The 23,731-nt window shown below is 68.2% G+C and carries 16 protein-coding genes; 8 read left to right on the top strand and 8 right to left on the bottom strand.

The annotated features are described in order from the left end of the window. The first annotated feature begins 200 nt into the window (after positions 1–200). Genes glf through ABZ493_RS15270 form a run of 3 tightly spaced genes read left to right on the top strand, consistent with a single transcriptional unit; the run spans position 201 to position 5,942 of the window. A complete protein-coding gene (gene glf / locus ABZ493_RS15280) occupies positions 201–1,358 on the top strand; it encodes a UDP-galactopyranose mutase (RefSeq protein ID WP_430582998.1) in 1,158 nt (385 codons plus the stop codon). Positions 1,359–1,363: 5 nt separating this feature from the next. Further along, positions 1,364–3,316, top strand: a complete 1,953-nt coding sequence (locus ABZ493_RS15275; RefSeq protein ID WP_430582997.1) for a glycosyltransferase — start codon at positions 1,364–1,366, stop codon at positions 3,314–3,316. A 52-nt stretch (positions 3,317–3,368) separates the two neighbouring features. Next, positions 3,369–5,942: a polysaccharide pyruvyl transferase family protein gene (locus ABZ493_RS15270; protein WP_430582996.1), complete on the top strand. Its 2,574-nt coding sequence runs from the start codon at positions 3,369–3,371 to the stop codon at positions 5,940–5,942. A 72-nt stretch (positions 5,943–6,014) separates the two neighbouring features. On the opposite strand, the gene ABZ493_RS15265 is transcribed toward ABZ493_RS15270, so the two are convergent. Next, positions 6,015–8,105, bottom strand: coding sequence for an acyltransferase family protein (locus tag ABZ493_RS15265; protein ID WP_430582995.1), 2,091 nt, complete (start codon positions 8,103–8,105; stop codon positions 6,015–6,017). Positions 8,106–8,206: 101 nt separating this feature from the next. Here ABZ493_RS15265 and rfbA point away from each other — a divergent pair, with 101 nt between their 5' ends. The 3 genes from rfbA to ABZ493_RS15250 are packed head-to-tail and all read left to right on the top strand — an operon-like array spanning position 8,207 to position 9,782. Further along, a complete protein-coding gene (gene rfbA, locus ABZ493_RS15260; RefSeq protein ID WP_430582994.1) occupies positions 8,207–9,070 on the top strand; it encodes a glucose-1-phosphate thymidylyltransferase RfbA in 864 nt (287 codons plus the stop codon). Positions 9,071–9,114: 44 nt separating this feature from the next. Continuing rightward, complete coding sequence (locus tag ABZ493_RS15255; RefSeq protein WP_430582993.1) at positions 9,115–9,375, top strand: hypothetical protein; 261 nt, start codon at positions 9,115–9,117, stop codon at positions 9,373–9,375. Next, entirely contained in the window at positions 9,372–9,782 is a 411-nt protein-coding gene (locus ABZ493_RS15250) for a type II toxin-antitoxin system VapC family toxin (RefSeq protein ID WP_430582992.1), read from the top strand. The genes ABZ493_RS15255 and ABZ493_RS15250 overlap by 4 nt, the downstream gene beginning before the upstream one ends. A gap of 24 nt (positions 9,783–9,806) precedes the next feature. Here the strand turns inward: ABZ493_RS15250 and rfbD are convergent, their stop codons facing one another. Continuing rightward, a complete protein-coding gene (gene rfbD / locus ABZ493_RS15245) occupies positions 9,807–10,694 on the bottom strand; it encodes a dTDP-4-dehydrorhamnose reductase (RefSeq protein WP_430582991.1) in 888 nt (295 codons plus the stop codon). A 54-nt stretch (positions 10,695–10,748) separates the two neighbouring features. On the opposite strand from rfbD, the gene rfbC reads away from it, so the two are divergent. Beyond that, positions 10,749–11,366, top strand: a complete 618-nt coding sequence (gene rfbC / locus ABZ493_RS15240) for a dTDP-4-dehydrorhamnose 3,5-epimerase (protein WP_430582990.1) — start codon at positions 10,749–10,751, stop codon at positions 11,364–11,366. 94 nt (positions 11,367–11,460) lie between these two features. Here the strand turns inward: rfbC and rfbB are convergent, their stop codons facing one another. The 3 genes from rfbB to ABZ493_RS15225 form a co-directional block, all read right to left on the bottom strand. Continuing rightward, a complete protein-coding gene (rfbB, locus tag ABZ493_RS15235) occupies positions 11,461–12,456 on the bottom strand; it encodes a dTDP-glucose 4,6-dehydratase (RefSeq protein ID WP_430582989.1) in 996 nt (331 codons plus the stop codon). 67 nt (positions 12,457–12,523) lie between these two features. Further along, positions 12,524–14,260, bottom strand: a complete 1,737-nt coding sequence (locus tag ABZ493_RS15230) for a glycosyltransferase family 61 protein (protein ID WP_430582988.1) — start codon at positions 14,258–14,260, stop codon at positions 12,524–12,526. 69 nt (positions 14,261–14,329) lie between these two features. After that, the gene (locus tag ABZ493_RS15225; protein WP_430582987.1) at positions 14,330–16,183 is read right to left on the bottom strand and encodes a glycosyltransferase 61 family protein; all 1,854 of its coding nucleotides are present in this window, start codon (positions 16,181–16,183) and stop codon (positions 14,330–14,332) included. Positions 16,184–16,516: 333 nt separating this feature from the next. Between ABZ493_RS15225 and ABZ493_RS15220 the strand changes: the two genes are divergently transcribed. Continuing rightward, positions 16,517–17,755 carry a CDP-glycerol glycerophosphotransferase family protein gene (locus tag ABZ493_RS15220; RefSeq protein ID WP_430582986.1) on the top strand — a complete coding sequence of 413 codons (1,239 nt, stop codon included), beginning with the start codon at positions 16,517–16,519 and terminating at the stop codon, positions 17,753–17,755. Here the strand turns inward: ABZ493_RS15220 and ABZ493_RS15215 are convergent. From ABZ493_RS15215 to ABZ493_RS15205, 3 genes are all read right to left on the bottom strand, one after another. After that, the gene (locus ABZ493_RS15215) at positions 17,700–18,839 is read right to left on the bottom strand and encodes a hypothetical protein (protein ID WP_430582985.1); all 1,140 of its coding nucleotides are present in this window, start codon (positions 18,837–18,839) and stop codon (positions 17,700–17,702) included. The two genes, ABZ493_RS15220 and ABZ493_RS15215, sit on opposite strands and share 56 nt — an antisense overlap. Positions 18,840–18,845: 6 nt before the next feature. Next, positions 18,846–20,231 carry a glycosyltransferase gene (locus ABZ493_RS15210; protein WP_430582984.1) on the bottom strand — a complete coding sequence of 462 codons (1,386 nt, stop codon included), beginning with the start codon at positions 20,229–20,231 and terminating at the stop codon, positions 18,846–18,848. Between the two features lie 161 nt (positions 20,232–20,392). Then, a complete protein-coding gene (locus ABZ493_RS15205; RefSeq protein WP_430582983.1) occupies positions 20,393–23,608 on the bottom strand; it encodes a CDP-glycerol glycerophosphotransferase family protein in 3,216 nt (1,071 codons plus the stop codon). Between the last annotated feature and the right edge of the window lie 123 nt (positions 23,609–23,731).

Raw genomic sequence — 23,731 nt, 5'->3', positions numbered from 1 at the left:
GTCGGACCGTCGTCCGACGCGCAGGTAACGCCCGGGTGAACACTTTTCGATCATCAGGAGACGCCGTTCAATTTCGCGCTTCAGCGCCTCGTGGTGCCCCTAATCTCGGTTTCCGTGAGCAGCCCGGAACACCCCTGGCGGCCATGCTCCCGCCGTGACGCGTGCACGGCACCGCATTCGTTTCTTGAGGAGGTCGTCGTATGACGGACGCTGTCGTGGTGGGCTCGGGATTCTTCGGCCTGACCGTCGCTGAGAGGCTCGCCGAACAATACGGAGCGAACGTCCTCGTGATCGACCGGCGCCACCACATCGGCGGCAACGCCTACAGCGCCCGGGAGCCGGAGACCGGCATCGAGGTGCACCAGTACGGGGCACACCTCTTCCACACCTCGAACGAACGCGTGTGGGAGTACGTGAACCGCTTTACGGCGTTCACCAGCTACGTGCACCGCGTGTACACCACCCACCGGGACGAGGTGTACCCGATGCCGATCAACCTCGGCACGATCAACCAGTTCTTCCGCTCGTCGCACGGACCTGACGCGGCCCGGGAGCTCATCGCCGAGCAGGCCGGCGAGCTCGCCGGCAAGGACCCCGAGAACCTCGACGAGCAGGGCGTGTCGCTCATCGGCCGGCCCCTCTACGAAGCCTTCATCCGGGACTACACCGCCAAGCAGTGGCAGACGGACCCCACCGAGCTGCCCGCGTCGATCATCAAGCGGCTCCCCGTGCGCTACACGTACGACAACCGCTACTTCAACGACACGTACGAGGGGCTGCCGGTCGACGGCTACACCGCGTGGCTCGAGCGGCTGGCCGACCACCCGCGCATCGAGGTCCGGCTCGAGACGGACTTCTTCGACCCGGATCAGCCGGTCAACAAGGCGGCGACGGTCGGCCAGGTGCCGGTCGTCTATACCGGGCCTGTCGACCGCTACTTCGAGTTCACCGAGGGCGAGCTGTCGTGGCGCACCCTGGACTTCGAGCAGGAGGTGCTTCCCGTGGGCGACTTCCAGGGCACCCCGGTCATGAACTACGCAGACCTGGATGTTCCGTACACGCGAATCCTGGAGTTCCGCCACTTCCACCCCGAACGCGACTACCATCGCGACAAGACCGTCATCGTGCGGGAATACTCCCGCTTCGCCGAACGCGGGGACGAGCCCTACTACCCGGTCAACACCTCGGCGGACCGCGAACGGTTGCAGCTGTACCGCAAGCACATCGAGGGCGAGAAGAACGTGTTCTTCGGTGGCCGGCTGGGAACCTACCAATACCTCGATATGCACATGGCGATCGGGGCCGCTCTCTCCATGGTCGACAACAAGCTCGACGCGGTGTTCGGGGGTAAGGCGTGACTCTCATGGAAGAACTCGACAGGGCCTCGGAGACGACGGTGGCGCGCCGCGTCGTGCATCAGGTGGTGCTGCCGCCCGATGCCGATCCCGACACGCTCCCGCTGTACGTCGACTTCACGATGGCGCGAGCGACCGAGGAGGCACACCCCGACGTCGCGCCCGCGGAGGCGGGAGCCGAGGTGCTGGGGCGCCGCTCGCTGCGTCTCGAGCATGGCCGCGAGGCCTCGTTCGGGTCGTACTTCGGCGCGTTCCCGGCCGGGTACTGGCGGCGCTGGACCGACGTCGACGAGGTGCGGCTCAGCATCCGGCTCTCGGGTGCCGCCACCGTGGCGGTGTACAAGTCGAACGCGCGCGGGAATCCCCAGCGGGTGCGTCTGATCCACAGCATGGACGGCGTCGTCGACGTCGACCTGACGCTCGCGTCCTTCGGCGACGGCGGGTGGTACTGGTTCGACCTCTACGCGTCCGACGGCGCCGTGACCCTTGAGTCGGCGGCATGGAGCGTCGCCGGGGCGCACGCCCGCAAGCAGGGCACGGCGTCCATCGCGATCACCACGTTCAACCGCCCCGAGTACTGCGTCGCGCAGCTGCGCGCGCTCGGCGAGGACGCCACCCTCAAGGACGTCGTGGACCGGGTCTACGTGGTCGACCAGGGCAGCAAGCTCGTCGAGGAGCAGCCCGACTTCCCCGAGGCCGCGTCGGTGCTCGGCGACCGGCTGTCGCTCGTGCGGCAAGGGAACCTCGGTGGGTCCGGCGGGTTCGCGCGCGGCATGGCGGAGACGCTGCAGGCCGGCGAGTCCGACTACGTCATGCTGCTCGACGACGACGTCGTCTCGGAGCCCGAGGGCATCGCCCGTGCGATCGCCTTCGGCGACTTCGCGAGGGTGCCCACGATCGTGGGCGGCCACATGTTCTCGATGTACGAGAAGTCCTGCCTGCACACCTTCGGCGAACGGGTCAACCGCTACTCGTTCTGGTGGGGCAAGATCGAGAACACGTCCGACCGGCACGACTTCTCGCTGCACCCGCTGCGGACCACCCCGTGGCTGCACCAGCGCGTCGACGTCGACTACAACGGCTGGTGGATGTCGCTGATCCCGGTCGAGGCGCTGCGCACGGTGGGCCTGTCGCTACCGGTGTTCATCAAGTGGGACGACGCCGAGTACAGCCTGCGGGCCGCCGACCAGGGCATCCCGACCGTCTCGCTGCCCGGGGCGGCCGTGTGGCACGTGCCGTGGGTCGACAAGGACGACGCGATCGACTGGCAGGCGTACTACCACCAGCGCAACCGCTGGCTCGCGGCCATGCTGCACTCGCCGTACCGCGGCGGTGGCGGGCTCCCTCGCGCGAGCTTCACCGGCGACGTCAAGCACCTGCTGCAGCTGCAGTACTCGGCCGTCGAGCTGCGGCTGCGGGCCCTCGAGGACCTGCTGCAGGGCCCCGAGCACCTGCACGCGACGATCGGCTCCACGCTGACCCAGGTGCGGGCGCTGCGCGCGACCTTCCCCGACGCCGTCGTGGAGAAGGACCCGGGCGCCTTCCCGCTCACCCGGCGCCACCGCCCCTCCCGCAAGGGCAAGGTGCCGTCGGCGCCCACGGGGGCCCCCAACGCGGTCGTCTCGGCGCTGACCGGGATGGCCAAGCAGCTGCGTGCGGTCCGGCCGGAGGCGCTCGAGGTGCCCGAGGAGCGCGTCGCGACGACCGCCGCCCGGTGGTGGCGCCTGTCGCACCTCGACTCCGCCGTCGTCACGTCGGCGGACGGCACCGGCGCCTCGATGTACGTGCGGGACCCGAAGAAGTTCCGGGCCTATCTGGTCCGCAGCATGCAGCTGCACCGGCAGCTGCGCAGCCAGTGGGGGCCGCTGAGCCGCCGGTACCGGGGGGCGATGCCGTCCTTCACCTCGGTCGAGGAGTGGCGCGCGACGTTCGACACCCACGGTGTGGACGAGAACCAGTGAAGACACGATGCGGGCACCACGCAGGCATCACGAGCAGGCAGGGACAATGCGCATGACGGATCCGGCGAAGACGTACGACGTCGCCATCCTCGGATGGTGGTACGGCAAGAACTACGGTTCGATCCTCACCTACTACGGGCTGAACCGCGCCGTCGAGAGCCTCGGCCGTTCGGTGCTCATGGTGCACGAGCCGCTCGGCTACAACGGCTACCGGGTGCACTGGCCCACCGACATCGTGTCGATGGACTTCGCCCGGCGCGTCGGGTACGAGCACACCGACCAGGAGCACTACTCCGCCCTGCCCCGCCTGAACGACGTCGCTCGTACCTTCGTCGTCGGCAGCGACCAGCTGTGGAACCCGCTGATCGGCCGCGTCAACGACGACCTCTTCCTGGACTTCGTCGGCCCGAAGAACGAGCGGGTGGCGTACGGCACATCGTTCGGGAACCGCGGCACCGAGAAGTTCAAGGTGCCGTTCGTCGCCAAGCACTCCGGACACCTGCAGCAGTTCAAGGCGATCTCCGTGCGCGAGGAGTACGCGATCGACACGGCGCGGGACGTCTTCGGCGTCAAGGCCTCGCTGGTCGTGGACCCGGTGTTCCTGCTGCCCCAGGACCACTACAGCGACCTGGCGGACAAGGCGACGGTCAGCCCCGAGGGCGACTACCTGGCGGTCTTCTTCCTCGACCCGAGCGCGGAGAAGAAGGCCGTCGCGCAGGCGATCGCGGACAAGCTGGGCTTCGACAAGATCGTGATCATCCCCAACCCGGACGAGGGGCGCGAGAAGGTCACGGCCCTGTTCGCGGACGAGCCGCGGGCCGAGGTCCTGGCCGAGGACGCCCCGGAGAACTTCCTGCGCGCCTACCGTGACGCCGGCTACGTGGTCACGGACAGCTTCCACGGCTCGGCCTTCTCCGCGATCTTCGAGAAGCCGTTCTCCTCGATCTACAACGCCAAGCGCGGAGCCGACCGGTTCAAGAACCTCCTGGCGTCGTTGGGCTTCGGCGACCAGCGCCGCGTCCTCGAGACCGACACGACCGCGACGATCGCCGAGAACCCGTACGTCACCCGCGACATCGACTTCACCAAGGCGCGCGAGTACATCGAGTCCGGCCGAGCCTCCTCGCTGGAGTGGTTGAAGGCCGCGCTCGACCCCGGCACGCCGGGCTCCGCCGCGATCCGCCCCTTCCAGCGGTTCACGCTGACGAACCCCGAGTTCGCCGCGAGCAGCAACGCCTGGCGCATCTCCCGGAAGGCGACCGGCACCCGCCTGAAGGTGGCGCGTGGCGGCTCGGTGCTCGGCAATCTCGTCTGGACCGATCTTCCGGAGGTGCTGACCCAGGGGTCGGCGTACCAGCTGACGCTGGACTGGACCCCCCGGACCGACGCCCGGACCGTCAACGTCCACGTCCGCAACCCGGAGACCGGCAGCTTCCGCGTCGTCGGCAGGGTGAACCTCCCCGAGGGGGCGCCGGAGGCACGGCAGGACACCGTCACGTTCCAGGTGCCCGACCCGGGCTTCAGCCAGGTCATGCTGGGCGCGGTGCACTTCTCCGGACGCCGGGCAGGCGCCGAGATACGGAGCATCGCGCTCCAGGAGATCCCCGCCGGTGTCGCCGCCCAGGCGCGACGCAAGGCCGGGAAGACCCCTGCTCAGGGGTTCGCCAAGCAGGCGATGGCGCTCGCCCTCGCGGACCAGGAGCGGCAGGTGCGCTCCTACGAGACCGCGCACAAGGCCAGCAAGGTCTCCGGGGCCCGGGCACGGATGATCTTCCACGCCCACGCGATCGAGAAGGGCCTGAGCCGCAGCAACTTCCGCCCCGGCTTCGGCAAGATCGCCGTCCCGGGGCTCGCCAAGGAGATGAACGCCTGGCTCTCGTCGGGGTACAGCACGGACGACCCGTACGTGCAGAGCTCCGCGGCCGTGATGAAGACCTACTTCGACCGGCACGACGCGCTCAGGACCGACGTCTCCGCCTTCCGCCAGCTCTTCTCGGGGGCGGCGCAGGACCTCATCGACACCACCCGGCACCACGAGGGCGGTGTCCTGCCCGCCGCGCAGATCCGCGAGATCCGCCTCGAGACGGACGACCACCGCGGCTTCCTCGACGTCGTCTACGGGCGGCGCAGCGTACGCGAGTTCACCGACGAGCCCGTCAGCGACGAGGCCGTCAGCAGGGCCGTGCAGATCGCGATGCAGTCGCCCTCGGTGTGCAACCGCCAGGCCGCCCGGGTGCACCAGTTCGAGGATCCGCAGGTCATCAAGTCGGTGCTGGACATCCAGGGCGGCTTCAACGGCTACGAGATGCCGCCCCGCCTGCTGCTGGTCACGGCGGACCTCGACGCGTTCCTGTTCGCCCCGGAGCGCAACCAGCCGTTCGTCGACGGCGGGCTGTTCATGATGTCGCTGCTGCTCGGCCTCACCGAGTCGGGCCTCGGGTCGTGCTCGCTCAACACGGCGATGGGGAGCGCCAAGGAGTCCGCGATCCGCAAGATCATCGACATCCCCGAGAACGAGGTCTTCATCTCGTTCGTCGCCGTCGGCCACTACGACCAGCAGGTCCTGGTGCCGAGGTCGAAGCGGACCCACGTGCAGGACGTGCTCGTCCGGCACACCGCCGGCTGATCCTGCGACGACCGCTGCCGGTCGAGGCTGTCGGGCCCGAGGACCCGACGGCCCGACCGGCAGCGGCGCGCTTCAGCCTTCCGCGGTCCGCAGCGCGGCCCGGACGCCGTCGGTGACCTCCGGGGTGAGGGTGCGCGCGAACGTCGCGGTGAGGTGGCCGTGGTCGAAGTACGCGATCACACCGCCGATGACGGGATGGCAGACGTCGTCGTCGCACATGAGGTCGGTGACCTCGCGGACGGTCACGAGGCCGGACGTGTCGGCGCGGCCCGCCGCCGCGAGCGGGTCGGGCTCGAGCGCCTGCGACGGCGGCGCCCCGCAGTCGTCCCAGGAGACCGGCCCGGTGGCGAGACAGTCGGGGACGTCGTCGGGCATCGCGGGGGTGTCGCGAAGCACGAGCACCGGGATGCCCGCGTCGGTGAACGTGGCCAGCGTGCGGGCGTAGGCGGCCTGCGCCGCGTCGGTCTGCTCGGCCTCCGGCACGTCCGCGAGGAGCTGGTTGGTGCGCGCCGACATGATCACCAGGTCGTAGCCGCCGGAGACGACGGAGTCGACCGCCCAGCGCGTGGTGTCGAGGCAGTTCTGCGCGTCGTCCGCGGCCGCGTAGTCCAGGAGCTGCTCGACGGGGTAGCACGACGACTGCAGGTACGTGTCGACCTGCCAGTCCCCCGCGTCCTCGCCGGCCTCCAGCGCCGGCGCCCAGTGGCCCGCGTGCGAGTTGCCGAGCAGCGCGACCCGCACCGGGGCGTCGCCGCTGCCGTAGGTGCAGCTGTTCCGGGTCGTGAACGGCGGGTCGTTCCAGCAGTCGTCCGCGTACACGGCGGGCTTGTCCTGCGCCGCGGCCTCCGGCGGCGTGAGCAGACCGCGCACGTCGCACGACGGGTCACGGACCGAGCCCGCCCCCGCGCACTCACCGGCGTCGGCGACCCGAGCCGGGGCGGACGCGATGGCCTCGCGCGCGCGTTCGTCGGAGGCCGAGGCCGCCGAGACCCCCCAGACCGCGGAGACGCCCACGCACACCGCAAGCAGGCCGAACGTCGCCGCACGACGCCCCACCAGCAGCGGCTGACGGCGCAGCGGTTCCTCGACCCAGCGCTTGGTCACGGCCGCGAGGAGCAGCGAGGCGACGACGACGCCGACCAGCTCGGCGGCGCCCAGCTCGTGCCCGAGCGCGTAGGGCACGACGACGATCAGCGGCCAGTGCCACAGGTACACGCTGTAGGAGACGTCGCCCAGCCACTGCACCGGGCGCAGCGCGAGCAGGCCGCCCGGACCGCCGCGCGCGCCGTCGGCCGCCGCCGCGATCACCAGCGCCGTGCCCACCGTGGGCAGCGCTGCGGCGACGCCGGGGAACGGCGTCGTGCCGTCGAAGAGGAGCACCGCCGCCACCACGGCCACGAGTCCCGCCCACGCCGACGCCGCCCGCACCGGAGCCGGCAGCCGCCACGGGCGCGCGGTCACCGCCGCCGCGACCAGCCCGCCGAGCGCGAGCTCCCACAGCCGCGTCGTCGTCACGAAGTACGCCGCGGTCGGGTTCGTCGCCGTCAGGTGCACCGACCACCCCAGCGACACGACGACGACCAGCCCCACCACCGCCGTCGGCACCCACCTGCCGCTGCCGCGAAGGCGCACCGCGAGCAGGACGGCCAGCCCGATCAGCACCGGCCACAGCACGTAGAACTGCTCCTCGACCGACAGCGACCAGTAGTGCTGCACGGGCGACGCCAGCTCGTCGGCGGCCAGGTAGTCCGTCGCCGACGACGCCAGCGCCCAGTTCTCGACGTAGAGCGCCGCCGCCGCGACCTCCCGCGCCACGCGGGCGTGCACCGTCGACGGCAGCCACAGCAGCGTCGCCGCCAGCGTGGCCAGCAGCACCACCGTCGCCGCAGGGATGAGGCGCCGCACCCGGCGCGCCCAGAACTCGAGCAGGTCCCCCACGCCGCGCACCGGCCGGCGCAGCAGGTGCGACGTGATGAGGAAGCCCGAGATCACGAAGAAGACGTCCACCCCGACGTAGCCGCCCGTCACCGTGCCCGGCAGCAGGTGGTAGACGAGCACCGCGCTCACCGCCAGCGCCCGCAACCCCTGCACGTCGGTGCGGACCTCCGCGCGCGGGCGCGCGGGCGCGGACACGCGCTCGGGTGCGCCGGTGGGTGCGGACACAGCTGCTCCTTCAGGGGGTCACGGATCCGAGGGGTCGTCTCGCGGCCCATCCGTCGACCCTGTCCCGGGACGAACCGGCTCGCGACGATAGCCTATGGACCATGCGTGGAATCATCCTGGCCGGTGGGAGCGGTACCCGGCTGCACCCGATCACCCTCGGGGTGAGCAAGCAGCTCGTGCCGGTCTACGACAAGCCGATGATCTACTACCCGCTGTCGACACTCATGCTCGCCGGCATCCGCGACGTGCTGGTGATCACCACGCCGCACGACGCCGAGCAGTTCCGGCGGCTGCTGGGCGACGGGTCGCAGTTCGGCATCTCGATCTCCTACGCGGTGCAGCAGGTGCCCAACGGGCTGGCGCAGGCGTTCGTGCTCGGCGAGGAGTTCATCGGCACCGACGCCGCAGCCCTGGTGCTGGGCGACAACATCTTCTACGGACAGGGGCTCGGAGACCAGCTGCAGAAGTACACGACCCTCGACGGCGGGGCCGTGTTCGCCTACCGGGTCGCCGACCCCACCGCGTACGGCGTGGTCGAGTTCGACGCCGACGGTCGCGCCGTGTCGCTGGAGGAGAAGCCCGCACACCCGAAGTCGAACTACGCCGTGCCGGGCCTGTACTTCTACGACAACGACGTCGTCGAGATCGCGAAGGACCTCGCGCCCTCAGCACGCGGCGAGTACGAGATCACCGACGTCAACCGCGCCTACCTCGAACGCGGCGACCTGCACGTGGAGGTGCTGCCCCGCGGCACGGCCTGGCTCGACACCGGCACGTTCGACTCCCTGCTCGAGGCGTCCGACTTCGTCCGCACGATCGAGAGCCGCCAGGGCCTCAAGGTCGGCGCACCCGAAGAGGTCGCCTGGCGGCGCGGCTTCCTGACCGACGACGAGCTCCGCCAGCGGGCCGAGAAGCTCACCAAGTCCGGCTACGGCACCTACCTGCTCGGCCTGCTCGACGGGTGACGGCCAGGGTGTACCACCCGCGCCGTCGGTGGCACACTTGAGATATGCCCACGACCAATCCCCGAACCCAGGTGACGCACACCGCACCGGTGCGCCACGCGCTGGACGTCGCGGCGAAGCGATGGCCGGGCGAGAAGCAGAGCGTGCTGCTGACTCGCCTCATCGAGGCAGGCGCCGAGTCGATCGAGTCGACGGCGAAGAGCGACAGCGAGGCCCGACGCCGCAAGGCGCGTGAACTCGCCGGAAAGTACGAGGGCGTCTACGGCCCCGGCTACCTCGACGAGCTGCGTGAGGGCTGGGAGTGATCGTCCTCGACGCCAGCGTCGTGATCGCCTATCTCGAGCCCACCGACGCCCATCACGAGAGCGCGACGGAGCTCGTCGTCGACCTCGTGGCCGACGGCGAGCACGACCTGGTCCTCCACCCGCTCACCGCGGCCGAAGTCCTCGCGGGGTTCGTGCGCTTCGGGACGGAGGAGCAGGCCTGGGCGGACCTCGCCTCCATCGGGTTCGTCGTCCGCGGTCTCGGCGAGGGACCTGCCGCCGCGCTGCTGATCGCTCGGACGCGGATGCAGAGCCGCCTGAAGATGCCCGACGCCGTGGTCCTGGCCACCGCCCTGCACCACGGGGGCGTGGTCGCGTCCTATGACGACGCGCTGCGGGCGGCAGCAGGGAAGCACGGCGTCTTGTACGCCGCGGGTGAGGTCCGCTAGATGTACTGACCCGGGACGTCCGCGCTACTCCCCGAGGACCTCGGCCGCGGCGGCGTCCCAGCGTTCCGCCCAGTCGCCGATCGGCGCGACCCCGGCCGCGCGCAGGGCGTCGTGGCCCAGCACCGAGTACGCGGGCCGGGGCGCGGGGCGCACGAACGCGTCGCTGGTGGTGGGCTCCAGCGGGGTGGTCAGGCCCGCGGAGGCGAGGATGCGGCGGGTGAACCCGAACCACGACGTCTGCCCCGAGGCGGTGCCGTGGTACGTCCCCGCGGGCGCATCGGCTTCGACGATGCGGACGATCAGGTCGGCGAGGTCGCGCGTCCAGGTGGGCTGCCCGACCTGGTCGTCCACCACCGCGAGGCGGTCCTTCTCCGCGCCCAGGCGCGCCATCGTCTTCGGGAAGCAACCGCCGTGCGCCCCGTACAACCACGCCGTGCGCACGATCAGGTGGTCCGGCGCCTGCGCGCGCACGGCCCACTCCCCCGCGGCCTTCGTCCGCCCGTACGCCGACACGGGCGCGAGCGGCGCATCCTCGGCGTACGGGGCGGTGGCGGCTCCGTCGAACACGTAGTCCGTGGACACCTGCACCAGGCGGGCGCCCGCCGCGTGCGCAGCCCGCGCCAGGTTCGACGCCCCCGTCGCGTTCACGCGGAACGCGTCCGCCTCGCGCACCTCGGCGTCGTCCACCGCCGTCCACGCCGCGCAGTTCACCACGACGTCGAACCCACCCACCGCGGCCAGCACGGCGTCCGCGTCCGTCACATCCAGATCCGCCCGGCCCAGCCCGACGACGTCCGCACCCGCGTCCCCGAGACGCGCCAACAGATCGGCGCCCAGCATCCCGCCCGCCCCGACGACCAACCAACGGCGGTGGGCAGAAGGAGAAGCGGCAGCAGGGGTCGTCTCGGTCACCGTAGGATCCTACGGGCCCGCGACCAGGCCCAGCCGAACCATCAAGGAGTCCCCGTGCAGATCCGCGAGCTGACCGTCCCCGGCGCCTACGAGATCACCCCCAAACAGCACGGCGACCCCCGCGGCGTCTTCCTCGAATGGTTCAAGGCCGGCCCCTTCACCGACGCCGTCGGCCACCCCCTCGACCTGCAACAGGCCAACGCGTCCGTCTCCGCCGCCGGCGTGCTGCGCGGCATCCACTTCGCCGACGTCCCACCCGGCCAGGCCAAGTACGTCACCTGTCCCAAGGGCGCCGTCCTCGACGTCGTCGTGGACATCCGCGTCGGCTCCCCCACCTTCGGGCAATGGGACTCCGTACTGCTCGACGACGTCGACCGCCGCGCCATCTACCTCGGCGAAGGCCTCGGACACGCCTTCATGTCCCTCGAAGACGACTCGACCGTGCTCTACCTGTGCTCCACCGGCTACAACCCCGGCCACGAGCACGGCATCCACCCCCTGGACCCCGAGGTCGGCATCCAGTGGCCCACCACCGCCCGCGACGGATCACCCCTGGTCGCACAACTGTCCGACAAGGACACCGCCGCCCCCACCCTCACCGAAGCCAAGGCCCAAGGCCTGCTGCCCACCCACGACACCGTCCAGGACTACCTCACGTCCCTGCGCGCCTGACGCGCCAGGACGAACGAGGACACCGACGCCGAAGGGCTGCTCCGGAACGACCGCGCAACGCGGTCCCGGAGCCCTTCGACGTCTCTTGCCCTGCCTACTGCCCGGTGCGGGCGTACTTCGCCTCCACGGCTGCCTTCGCCGGGCGCCACCAGCCCTCGTTCTCCCGATACCAGTCGACCGTCGCCGCCAGACCCGAGCGGAATTCGGTGAACCGCGGGGCCCAGCCCAGCTCCTCACGCAGCCTCGACGCGTCGATCGCGTACCGCAGGTCGTGCCCCGGCCGGTCGGCGACATGGTCGAAGTCGTCCGCGTCCCGCCCGAACAGCTCGTTCAGCGTGCGCACCACCTCGAGGTTGCTCGTCTCGCCGTCAGCGCCGATGAGGTACGTCTCCCCCACCCGGCCACGGTCGATGATCGCCCACACCGCCGTATTGTGGTCATGCACGTGGATCCAGTCCCGCACGTTCAACCCCGCCCCATACAACCGGGGCCGGATCCCGTCGATCAGGTTCGTCACCTGCCGCGGGATGAACTTCTCCACGTGCTGGTACGGGCCGTAGTTGTTCGAACAGTTCGAGATCGTCGCCTCGACACCGAACGAGCGCACCCAAGCACGCACCAGCAGGTCCGACCCGGCCTTCGTCGACGAGTACGGGCTGGACGGGTTGTACGGCGTCGAGGGGCTGAACCTCTCGCCACCCTCCAACGGCAGGTCCCCGTACACCTCGTCCGTAGAGATGTGGTGGTACCGCACCCCGTGGCGGCGCACCGCCTCCAACAACGTGAACGTGCCCGCCACGTTCGTCTGCACGAACGGCGACGGGTCCGTCAACGAGTTGTCGTTGTGCGACTCCGCGGCGAAATGCACGACGACGTCCGCGTCCGCGACCAGACCGTCCACCAGGTCTGCGTCCGTGATCGACCCCTCGACAAAGTTCACCCGGTCCGCCACCGGCGCCAACGACGACCGATCCCCCGCATACGTCAACGCATCCAGCACCGTCACCACTGCGTCCGCACGCTCCGCCACCGTCTGCTGGACGAAGTTCGCCCCGATAAAGCCGGCGCCACCGGTCACTAGAACACGCATGGATTACCTCTCACACCGCAGAAACGCTCTCAACCCGATCACCATCTCGCACAACTCGACGTCGCGCCTACTCGGCCACCGCTCGAAGCAGGTCACCACGAAATCGGGCCACATCAAACGTGAAATTTGAAGTGAATGCCTGCAACGAGAACCTACCTTCCGGCATGGGCAACTCAGACTTGCCCCAGAAGTAGTGCAGCGGATTTTCGTTCACCGCACCGATGAGCTTCTCGTTGGCCGCGTCATAACTACTTCCGGACACCATGATAACCGTAGCGGAAGGAGCGAACATCATATTGAACATTCCACTCCCACCAAAACCGGCAATCACACGGGCGCGTCGAAAGAACACATGTTGAACGGCGTACGGGTAATCTTCAGGGAACAAAATGCTGAAACCTTGGGCCTCGAAGAACGCCTCAACCTCAGCCACATTCGTGCAGTCGCGCTTGCCCCCCGGCCGACGAGAGATAAAAATCTTCTCGCCAAACTCGGGAGCATCAACAGTCGGAAGCCCCTCGCTTAGCTCCCGCCAAACATTTTTCAATGCCGGGGATGCATAATGCGGGTTCTCCAGCTCAGGCGATCCTGCATAGAGCGTCTCGATCTCGACCTCTTCGCGCGGGCCGACAACCACAGCCTCACCGAGGTCGATACCGAGCGCACTGAAGATCGTGCGCTGAAAACCTGGCACGTCGGGCGAATTGCTCGATACCGAGACGAGCGGACGAATCGTCGGATCGATCCTCTTCGCTGCCCGCCAACCCCAAACACGCGAAAGGACGTCCGTCGTAATATGACCAAAATGTCCAGGAAGTTCTGTGTCGAAATAGTAGAACGACCCTTCAAGGACGCGACGCTCCGAGGGGATCGTCTCATCCTTGAACGCCCCCATCCAAGCGGTCGCGTACTCCATCTGCCGATTATTGAGATTGCGCTGATGAGGATGGCGCCAGGAATCGGGGAGCACATAGTCCCCCATCCGAAGTATCTGACGTGCGCTCGCAATCGCCCCGCGGTAGCGCCGTAAATAGAGTTCGGGAACCTCAAACTCCGTGTGGCCCGACGCAAAGGGGCCGTCCCCATATGAGTGGACAGGCTCGGCGCTCTTGAATCGATCAGCGGGACGCAGTTGAACTACCGACGCGCGATCCTCCTTCGCATCCTTACCGAGCCGCGCCGACAGTATCCCATCAGTCGCCCAGTCGCGGAGCTTCACGTAATGTTGTCGCGCCTTTACCAGGCGAACGAGTCCCCCTTCGATCTGAAACGACTTCACTGCATTGGCGAGGGCCCGATCGACTCCGCGAACACGTTCTCGCGCAGCGATTGACATCGTCTCGAGCGCGACTAGCGTTCGGAGGACGTCGATAATCGTCTCAGATTCACCCGAGTGAACTCCAGGATGACCCGAGTCAAGCGACCCTACGATAAAGAGACCGTCCTCCGGGAGCAGATACAGGAGATGTCGCAGTGAGCTCACCTTCTGGCCGCGAGTTCTGCCGAGGTCGATTATGACATCTGGCCTCTGCTCCCGGACCTCGGACCCCATGCGTGTGGCGAGGTCCTGCGCGTGGACCACCGTCACGCGACATTCCTCGGGGGCGACGGTCTCCGTCGGATCATTAGTCACGTAGACGCGCACGTGCGCCTCAGGGAATCGCTCGACCAACGGCCGCTCGGTGCCCGACTCATAATCGGTCAGCAGAAGGACTATCCGTGCCGGATCAGGCAGGACTGAAGCCACCGCGTCGGATGCGCGGACGAGTTCCGTGAGCGTGCGCTCACGCAGTCGATCTGTCACTACGGACAATCCTCCAAGAATGCCGCCCCTAAACGCCGCTCGGCACGCTTCGCGCCGAGCATGGATTCCTTAGATTGACTCAAGCACACCTGCCAACTCCTCACCGAGAGCGGCGAGCGGGAACTCCCAGCTGGAATAGTAGGCCTCTTCGCTCCAACCATCCTTTGGATGAGATACATCTGGGTCGCCCCAGAAATAATGGGTGTCGAATCCGAGAGCTAGCGACATCAGATGCTCATAACGTGCGGTATAGGCATGGTGAGTCAGAACAATTAGCGTACTTATCTGCGATGATAGTATCACGTTGTACAGGGCCGAACCCGCGAATCCAGCGACCACGCGAGCATTCGCAAATATCGCGGCCTGCTCGTGATGCGAGAAGTCCTCGGGATAGACGATAGAGAAGCCGTGGTGCGCGAAGATCGTCTCTACCTCTGCTGCATTCCGGCAGGTCCGATTACCATGTCGTTCCGCACGCCGGCTCACAAAAATCTTGGTCGAATCCCCTGCGGAACCGCCAGTCAGTCCATCCCGGAGTCGTGCCCAGGTTTGAGTGATCAGCGGATTTACAAAGTACGGATCGACATTCTGCCAGAGGGAGCTTCCGGTGACAATTGAGTTGATCCGGACTGGTTCATCGACCCACACAATATCTTCGGAGGGGATCCCAAAGGCTTCGAAAAGGGTTTTCTCTATCACAGGCTTCCGCTCGTTGGGAAAACGTCGACGGAAGATTGCCTTGATTGAAGGGTCGTCCGCCTTCGCTCGATGCCACCCCCACATTCTCGATACCACTTCGGACATAATATGCCCGAAGTGGCCGCTGTGCCAGCAGTCGAGGTGGTAGTACGATCCGTCAAGCGACGTGGCGGCACGCACCTGCTGTGGAATACGCGCGAAGTCACGATCGGCTTGAACAATTCGAGGGTTTGCGAGCGTTGGCGCTGTCGGATAGCGATATGAGGCCGGAAGTATGGAAGCATCCGAATAGAGCAGTGAGTTCGATCCGATGTAGATCTCGCCTTTATACCGCAGCAAGTTTGCTTCCGGATACTCCAAGCTTGACGCCATGTGAGCAACAGGGGCGGGCGCACCGTGGTGGGTCACAGCCCCCATAGCGGTGAGCACTCCCCCCTTCACGGTTTCAATCGCCTCGACCGTGGTCGCCTCATTCCGCGTTGGAAGGAACCTGGCCACATTGGAGTCTCGGAGTTTCGCATAGTGGCGGTGCCTCTTCTGGATCAATACTCCCGTTCGATCAACGCTGATCTGTGCAGTCGAAGCCACCAGCTCACCGAGGCGGCCGCCGGGGAGCTCGCCGTCCCCTCCCGCCGTGTATGTGTCCAGAAACGCGCGAGTCGTTTTTATCAGCGCACGCGTCCTGCCGTTGGCTTCATCCGGTCTGGGGCTAACGACGAAGTACCACCCGCGGGGTTTCAAATGGAAGAACAGCTTGGCGAAGGGTTCCTCTGCCCTCTCGAGCGAGACTCCCAGCATGTCGATGATCGCGTCGAACGGACCTGTCGCCAACATCTGGCGATGTACCGCTCGGAAGTTCCTTGCACGAAGCCATCGGACCGATGTCTCGTCGATGGGCCATTCGCTGTACTCCTCTGGGGAGATGAGCACAACGTCGGCGCCTCGTTCCCGGCCAAACGCCCGGGCCGCCTCTTCTACTGGAGCCGTCGTTGCGTCCGCCAGGACGGCCACCAGCGGCACTTCAGTACCCAGGACTCGTGCCAGTCCCCGTAGCGCTTCGATGAGCGAGCTCGCAGACTCGCCAGGCAGAGGGGTCCCCTGTGTCTCGTACCTCTTGGCTCCGATGTCAGCGGCTGACGAGGGCGTCTGTTTCGCGTCGATCCCACCGTTGGCGACGTACGCGGCCCGCGCGTCGCGCCTGCCCAGCCTCCCCATTCGGCTCATGACCCGAGCCGGTGGGTGGCTTCGGAGTCTTTGCCTCGGAGGGTCGCGCGCGCCCCCGGGTACGTGATCAGCGTTTGCACCGGGGTAGTTTAGCGATCAGAGGCCTGTGCCACCCAGGCCTCGCCCGGAATCACCCACAGGCGGGTTGTGACCTAGTTCGTCCCCTGGCGCGGCTGCTCGTGGACCGCCCGCGGCTCTCGCGTCAACGCACGACGGCGACTTCTTTTGGCTTCAAGCCGTCACCGCCCTAGCCTTCTCTGGTCTCGGTCACTCCGTCAGAGCCCTCCGGAGGTGGCGACCGTTGGCCACATCCAGTGCGAGGAAGGGATGAGGGTGCGATTGCTCCGCGACCTCCAGACGTTGACCGGTTTGGTTCGTGACGCCATCTCTCGTCGCCACGCCCGCGCACGATGGGACCGGCACCTGGCGTCCCGGCCGGCGGCCGACCAGCCCTTCGAAGCCGTCATCCACTTCGCGGACACGCCGGTGAACATCTACCAGCTGCGCCAGTGGTACGAGCCGATGCGCCGGCTCGCCCAGCTGCACCCCGTCGCGGTGATCACCGGCGACGTGGAGTCGGCCGCGCTCCTCGCGGACGAGTGCCCGCTTCCGGTGGTCCTCCACCCGACGGTCGGAGAGACGGAGCGGTGGCTGCGGACGCAGCGGGTCGGGATCGTGTTCTACGTCAACCAGAACGCGCTGAACTTCCGCATGCTGCGGTTCCGCGACCCCGCCCACGTCTTCATCAGCCACGGTGAGTCCGACAAGGACTACATGGCGTCCAACCAGCTCAAGGCCTACGACCACACGTTCATCGCCGGGCAGGCGGCGTACGACCGCATCGGGCGGCGCCTCGTCGACTTCGACCGCGACAAGCACCTGGTGCGCGTCGGCCGCCCCCAGGTCGACGTCGAGCATCCCGGCCCGGACCTGCCCGACGACGCGCGGACGGTGGTCCTCTACGCCCCGACCTGGGAGGGCGACCGCCCGACGATGGAGTACTCGTCGCTCCGGTCGCACGCGCTCCCCCTGCTCGACGCGCTCCTCGCGACCGGCCGGCACCGCGTCGTCTACCGCCCGCATCCGCGCACGGGCGCTTTCGACCCGTCGTACCGGGCGCTGCACGAGACCCTCGTGCGGAAGCTGGAGTCGGCGAACCGCGCGGATCCCGCGGCCGCCCACGTCTTCGACGCCGACTCGCCGTTCGGCTGGCACCTCGACGCCGCCGACGCCTGCGTGTGCGACATCTCCGCGGTCGCGTTCGACTGGCTCGCCACGGGCAAGCCGCTGCTCCTCACCGAACCCGCGTCACCCGCGGCGGAGGTCGACCGGGACGGCCTGGCGGGCAGGCTCGGCACCTTCCCGGCCGATCGCGCCGGGGACGTCGTCGAGGAGCTCGAACGAGCCGCCGGCTACGACCAGCGCGCCCGCTATGCCGCGATCGTCGAGCACTACTTCGGGGACGTCACGCCGGGCGCGTCGCTCGGGCGCTTCCTCGACGCGTGCGACCGCATCCTCAGTCGCCGCGCACGGCTCGCCGCGCACGACCCAGAGCACGGCGCAGCACGGTAGCCGGGGCCGCAGGCGAGGGCTCCACCCGGGGGGCCTGCGCGGCCCGGGTCCGCGGCGCGGCCTGGGCGCGGTTGGCAACCTTCCTCGCGCGTCCGAGCTGCTCCGCGATCACGTCGATCGCGAGGTCGAGGACGGCCGCGTCGGGCACGTCGTCGGGGTGCGTCGCGCCCTCGGGCAGGCGCGACGACGTCAGGTCGGCGAGGTCTCCGTGGACCGCGCACCCGAACCCTTCGATCGCCGCCACCGAACGGCCCGACCGCGCACGCACGTCCGCGATCCGCTCGGGCGACATCGTGATCCGACCACCGCGATGGTCCAGGAGGATCCCGTGCGACAGGTGGCTCTGGATCCACTTGCGCGGCCCGTTCCAGGGCGGCGGGGTCGCGTCGATCGCGTCCAGCAACCGGGGGCCTGCGAGCTGCAGCAGGCGGGCCGCCTCGACGCTCAGCGACTGCCTCGCGAACTTCACCTCCGCCGAGCACCACTCGGGGCTCAGCCCGCACGCGTCCGCGAACCGGTGCCACAGGATCTCCGACGGCGCCCCGCGCGGCGGGATCGTGACAACGTGGAGCCGCTCCGCCGGGACGGACGGCGTCCACCGCGCCAGCACCTCGGCCGGGTCGATGTCCCACCAGCCCCAGCGGAAGTCGTCCTGGTCGAGCTTGTCCACGAACTCGTCGATCTGGGTGGAGTCCCCGAGCTTGAGCGTCTCCTGCCACGCGGCGGGCACCTGGTCGACGAGGTCGCGCGCCGTCAGGACGACATGCACCTCCCCGACCTCGTCGAGTCGCCGCACCGCTTCCGCGGTGCGCTCCGGGCCGGCCATCCCGAACCACTCGTTCGTGATGATCGCCGGCCCGTCCCAGGCCGCCACCTCGGCCAGGAGGCCCTCCCACCGCTCCGCATAGGTGTCGTCGGGCCCGTTGCGCATGCCGATCGCCGCCAGCGCGTGATCGTCGGCCCTGTCCGACGGAAGGAGCACTCCGCGTTCCGCGAGGCGGCGCTTGTTGCCGAACAGGAGCGCCTGCAGGAACGTGGTGCCCGATTTCGGCGTGCCGATGTGGATGGTGACCCGCGATGCCATGCGGTCCTACTCCTGTCCGATCCCGTCGAGCAGGTTCTCCCACGCCCGGCGGTAGTTCCTTCGAGAATGCGACCTGAGGATCGCCCGTGACGCGCGGCTCATCCGTCGCAGCTTCGCCGGCGAGGACAGCAGCCGGGCCATCGCCTGCCCCAGTCCCTCGACATCGCCGTCCTCGGCGAGGTATCCGTTGACGCCGTCCTGGATGAGGTCCCGGGCCCCATACCGGTAGTCGTACGAGGCCACCGGGGTCCCGACGGACAACGACTCACAGGTCGACAACCCCATGCCCTCGGTGAGGGACGACGACACGGAGAACAGCGCCCGGGAGTACACGTCCAGCGGCTTCGCCGTGTAGCCCTTGAACTCCACCCGCTCCGCGAGCCCCGCCGACGCGGCGTGCGTCTTCAGCCGCTCCAGGTCCTCACCCGAGCCCCAGACCTCCAGATTGACGCCCGGGTACGCGGCGGCGATGGTCCCGAACGCGTCGATAGTGTCCTGCACGCGCTTGACCGGGACGAGTCGGGTCACGACGGCGATGTTCCTCCGACGGCGCGGGAGCCGGTAGCGCCACGGCGCGGAGACCGGGTGCGGGACGACAGTCATGTTCGGCAGCTCGCCGTAGTGCTCCTCGATGTCGGCCCGCTGCCGGTCGGTCAGCACGACGACCGCGTCGAACTTCTCGGCACGGCGCAGTGCGGAGTCGTTGTACGTGGCGAGGGCATGGACGTCCTGGTAGGGCGCGGCCAGGTGCGTGCTGTGGATCGCGCAGACCGACGTGATGTCGGAGCTGTGGGGGTTCTGCACCACCAGCCCGTCGAGCCGGCGGTCCTCGGACACGAAGACCGGGCGGACCGCCTCCCGGTGCAAGTACTGAATCCAAGCAGCCCGAAAAGCGAACTCGGTAGGAAAGTCCGTGGTGATGCCGTCGCTGCCATGCACCCGGTGGCGGGCGGGGCGACCCTTCTCATAGCCGACGTCAAGAAACAAGCGTCCCCGTGCCGTACGGTAAGCGCGGTTGGAAATAGTGTCGCCATCAGCGGCGTAGGCGGTCTCGACCCTCAAACGCCACTGCCTGTCGTAGTTCGAGTGGACACGCCGAACACCGTCGCGGAACTTGTCGGAATGCGCCAGTGATCCGTCGGGGCGGGTCACGAAGCGCTCCCGAACTACTCCGTCACGCCGACGCTCCCATACACCGGCGCGTACGAGTTCGAGATCGATGTCGGCGGCCCCCGCGAACGGCGTCACCGTTGACGAGTCGGCCAAATCCTCGCCTGCATAATGCTCGAAGATATTCAGATGGCGTACCCGTCGGTCAAGCTGACTCTTGGAGGCCCAGCCCGCCCAGACCTTCCTATAGTCGAGGCGATAGTTGAAAGTCAGGACCGCCACCTCGTTTCCGGAGCGTGACAGTTCGTTGGCGCGTAGAAACGTCGCCCTCGTACGACCCCCGGACTGCGGACTGAACCGGTCCGCCAGGAGGTAGACCATCCGCTTCCTTTTGGCTCGGGCAGGCAGGGTGTTCCCAGGGCTTCCCGTCATCGCTACACCGCTCACCGGAAGAACGCATCGACAACGCGCTGGCTAGCGTAGCCGTCGTCATGAGGCGCGTATTCGCGGCGGAAAGCCTGGACGTGCACTTCGTGACCATCAGTCCTGTCGAGCGACTTGGCGACCGCTGCACTCAGCGCTTCATTCGTCGTGACGATCGGCCCCGGGACCGACTTCTCATAGTCCAGGTAGAAACCTCGCAGGTCGTCTCGGTAGTGGTCGATGTCGTAGGCGAAAAACACCATGGGGCGACCGGTGATCGCGTAGTCGAAGAAGACCGACGAGTAGTCCGTGATCAGCACGTCCGTCGCGGCGAGGAGCTCCTGGATGTCGGGGTACTTCGCGGCGTCGCGGGCGAACCCGGATGCCGTGCTGGAGTCCGGGAGGGCCGTTCGGACCAGCGGGTGGAACCTCACCAGCAGGACGGCCCGCTCCCCGATCTCGCGCTCGAGCCGCTCGATGTCGAGGCCGAGGTCGTGCTGCCAGTGCACGCCGTTCCGCATGTCGTCGCGGAACGTCGGCGCGTACAGCACGATCTTCTTGTCCGCGGGGATTCCGAGGCGCAGGCGCACCAGGCTGCGTGCCTCTGCGGCACGGTCGGAGGCAAGGATGTCGTTGCGGGGGTAGCCCTGCTCGAGCATCTCCCCCTCGAACCGGAAGGCGCTCTGGAACGCCCGCGTGGCGTACGGGCTCGGCGAGATCAGCGTCGACCAGTAGCTCGTCAGCCGCGCCGCACGCTTCTCGTAGTCGTCCGACCGTCCGGCCATGTTCGGCACGTCGTGCTGCATCTTCTTCAGCGGCGTGCCGTGCCACGTCTGCAGGTACCGCGTGCGCCGTGATGGTACGAGGTCCGCGGGCATGTTCTGGTTCGAGACCCAGTACCGCGCTCGGGAGGCGATCCACCAGTACGTCGGCGAGTGACGGCGCACCTTGCGTGTGCGCGGCCCGCGAACCCGGTCGGTGGTGTTCAGGGCCCAGACGAGGTCGAGGTCCGGGTGACGGCGGGCCAGCTCCTCATAGATGTACCGGGGCGAGTCGCTGTAGTGCGTGCCCCGATCGCACTCGAAGAGCACCACGTTCGTGCGCGGCAGAAGGCGACCGACGCGGTTCACCAGCTTCATCGTCGGGAAGTAGTAACGGCTCTTCCGATAACGGCGCCAGAAGGCCTGGGCGAGCCACAGGTTGCGCACCCGCTCGAAAGCGGTGCCGACCGACCACGCATGTTGCACCGTGCGATAGATCCGGGCGCAGTTCTCCGTGTCCTCGTACTTGAGGAAGTCGCGCGAGCGCGCTGCGTAGTGCTCCTCCACGGTGAACCCGCGGTTCGCGATCGCGCCGAGCTCCTCGACCGCGTCGGTGATCGTCGTGACGACCTTCCCGGGGACGTCGGTCGCGACGTCGACGTGGGGCGAGCGGGCACCCACGAGGGAGGCCTGGTCGAACTGGAAGTAGACCACCGGCTTGCGCAGGTAGCTGAAGTCCCACGCCACGCTGGAGAAGTCCGTGACGAGCGCGGTGTGGCTCTTGAGCAGGTCCTGCACGTCGCGCTCACCGGGACGCACCACCCGCACACCCGGGAACGCGAAGTGGTCGGCGTACTTCCGCATGTTCGGGTGGAGGACGAATGTGATCGTCATCCCCTCCGCCTCGAGCATGCGATGCAGCTCCGGGGAGCCGACGAGCCCGCTCCACTCGCGGAAGTAGTCGCTGCCGAGGAACGCGTCCTCGCCCTGCAGCGTGTCCCGCCAGGTCGGCATGATCAGCAGCGCGCGCTCTGGCGTCGCCTCCCCGTCGAGCAGCCGGTCGAAGCGGGCGAACCCGGTCACCTCAACCTGCCGGGGGCGGTAGCCGTAGTCCTCGACGACGATCTGCTTCTCCAGGTCGGACGTCACGAGGAACTTCTCCGTGGGCCGCTCGACCGTGCCCTGCCGGCCGTAGTTCGGCACCACGTTCTTCGTCGCGGTAGGTCCGTGCTGGAGGAAGATCCGCACCCCGCGTACCCATCGCACGAACTTCACGTCGCGCGAGGCATACAGGTACTCGGCGTGGTGGGAGCCCACGAAGCGCGAGGCCAGGAGCGTGTAGCGAATGTGCTCGCGCGAGAAGCGCGGCACGACGTTCCCCAGCGCCGCGACCTTCTCATAGTCGGGTGAGTCGCGGTCGATCACGTAGTACGCACGCTTGCGGGGGTGCTCCTTACGCACGTGCTCGAAGAAGCGGTACCCGTTGTCCTGGGCCTTGTAGGGCACCTCGCCGACGAGCCACACATCGGTGAAGAGGCGCGCCACCGGGAACGTCCAGGCGACGCGCTGGAGGCGACGCAGGTAGTCGTAGTCTCCCGGGCGGAACCGCTCGAGCCGCATGCTGAGGTTGCTCTGCCGGAAGGTCACGTAGGGCACCAGCAGGTGCGTCAGGCCGTCGACCTCCACCGACACCGACGCGAGGCTGCTGCGTCGTGCTCGGCCCGGGTCAGGCAGTCGCCGCTCCCACGACCGCCCCGAGGGGGAGGTGAACCGTACGAGGAAGTCGATCGTGTCCTCGCCGAGGTCCGCCACCGCCGGGATCGCGGCGAGGTCGACCTCGCCTCGGACGTCGTAGGTGAGCCGCCCCTGCGTGGCGCGCGTCGCGGCCGCGTCGAACCTGCGTTCGACGGGGACGGTGTACTCCGTCTGGGTCTGCCGGCCCCGCACCACGAGCTCGACCGCTGCGGGCAGCGCCGAACCGGACACCACCTTGGTGCGCATGCGGAACGACGTGTTGTCCCGAATGTTGAGGTCGGTCCCGGAGAACTTGATCGCCGACGCCTCCGCGCCACCGACCACGAGGTTGACGTTCCCGTACGTCGAGATGTCGACCACACCCCGGCGCCCGCCCGCCTCGAACCACAGTTCCTCCTCGGCCCGCTCGGTCTCGAGGTACTTGCCCAGGCGGACCGACTGCACCTCGAAGACCTCGGCGAACGAGTAGGTCTCGCGCGAGGGCGAGAGGCCGGCGCGCGGGCGCGCGACCTCGATCCAGAGCTCGTGCACCGTGTCCTCGTGGCCGCTCTCGAGCACCTTGCGGACGTCCACGACCACGCGGTAGCCAGCACCGTCGACGTCCGCGTCGAACCGGAGCGACGAACCGCCGCCGGACTCGTCGGCTCGAACCCCGACCACGGTCCAGCCACGACGCCAGTAGTCGCCCTCGAAGACGAGGTCGCCGCCATCACGCCGCATCGTCAGTGAGCGCCTTGGCGGGAGCGCCCCGTTCGCCGGGGTCGCTGGAGCGGCGAGCGATCGAAGTCGTCGCGCCACCTGCCGCGCTCGTGTGCTGAAGCTCATGCTGCTGTCGTTCCGCTC

The organism is Isoptericola sp. NPDC019482, assembly GCF_040632295.1.
In the GTDB taxonomy this organism is placed as follows: Bacteria; Actinomycetota; Actinomycetes; order Actinomycetales; family Cellulomonadaceae; genus Isoptericola.
The sequence above is the reverse complement of the archived record's forward strand: the minus strand, read 5'-3'. Positions and strand labels throughout refer to the sequence as shown.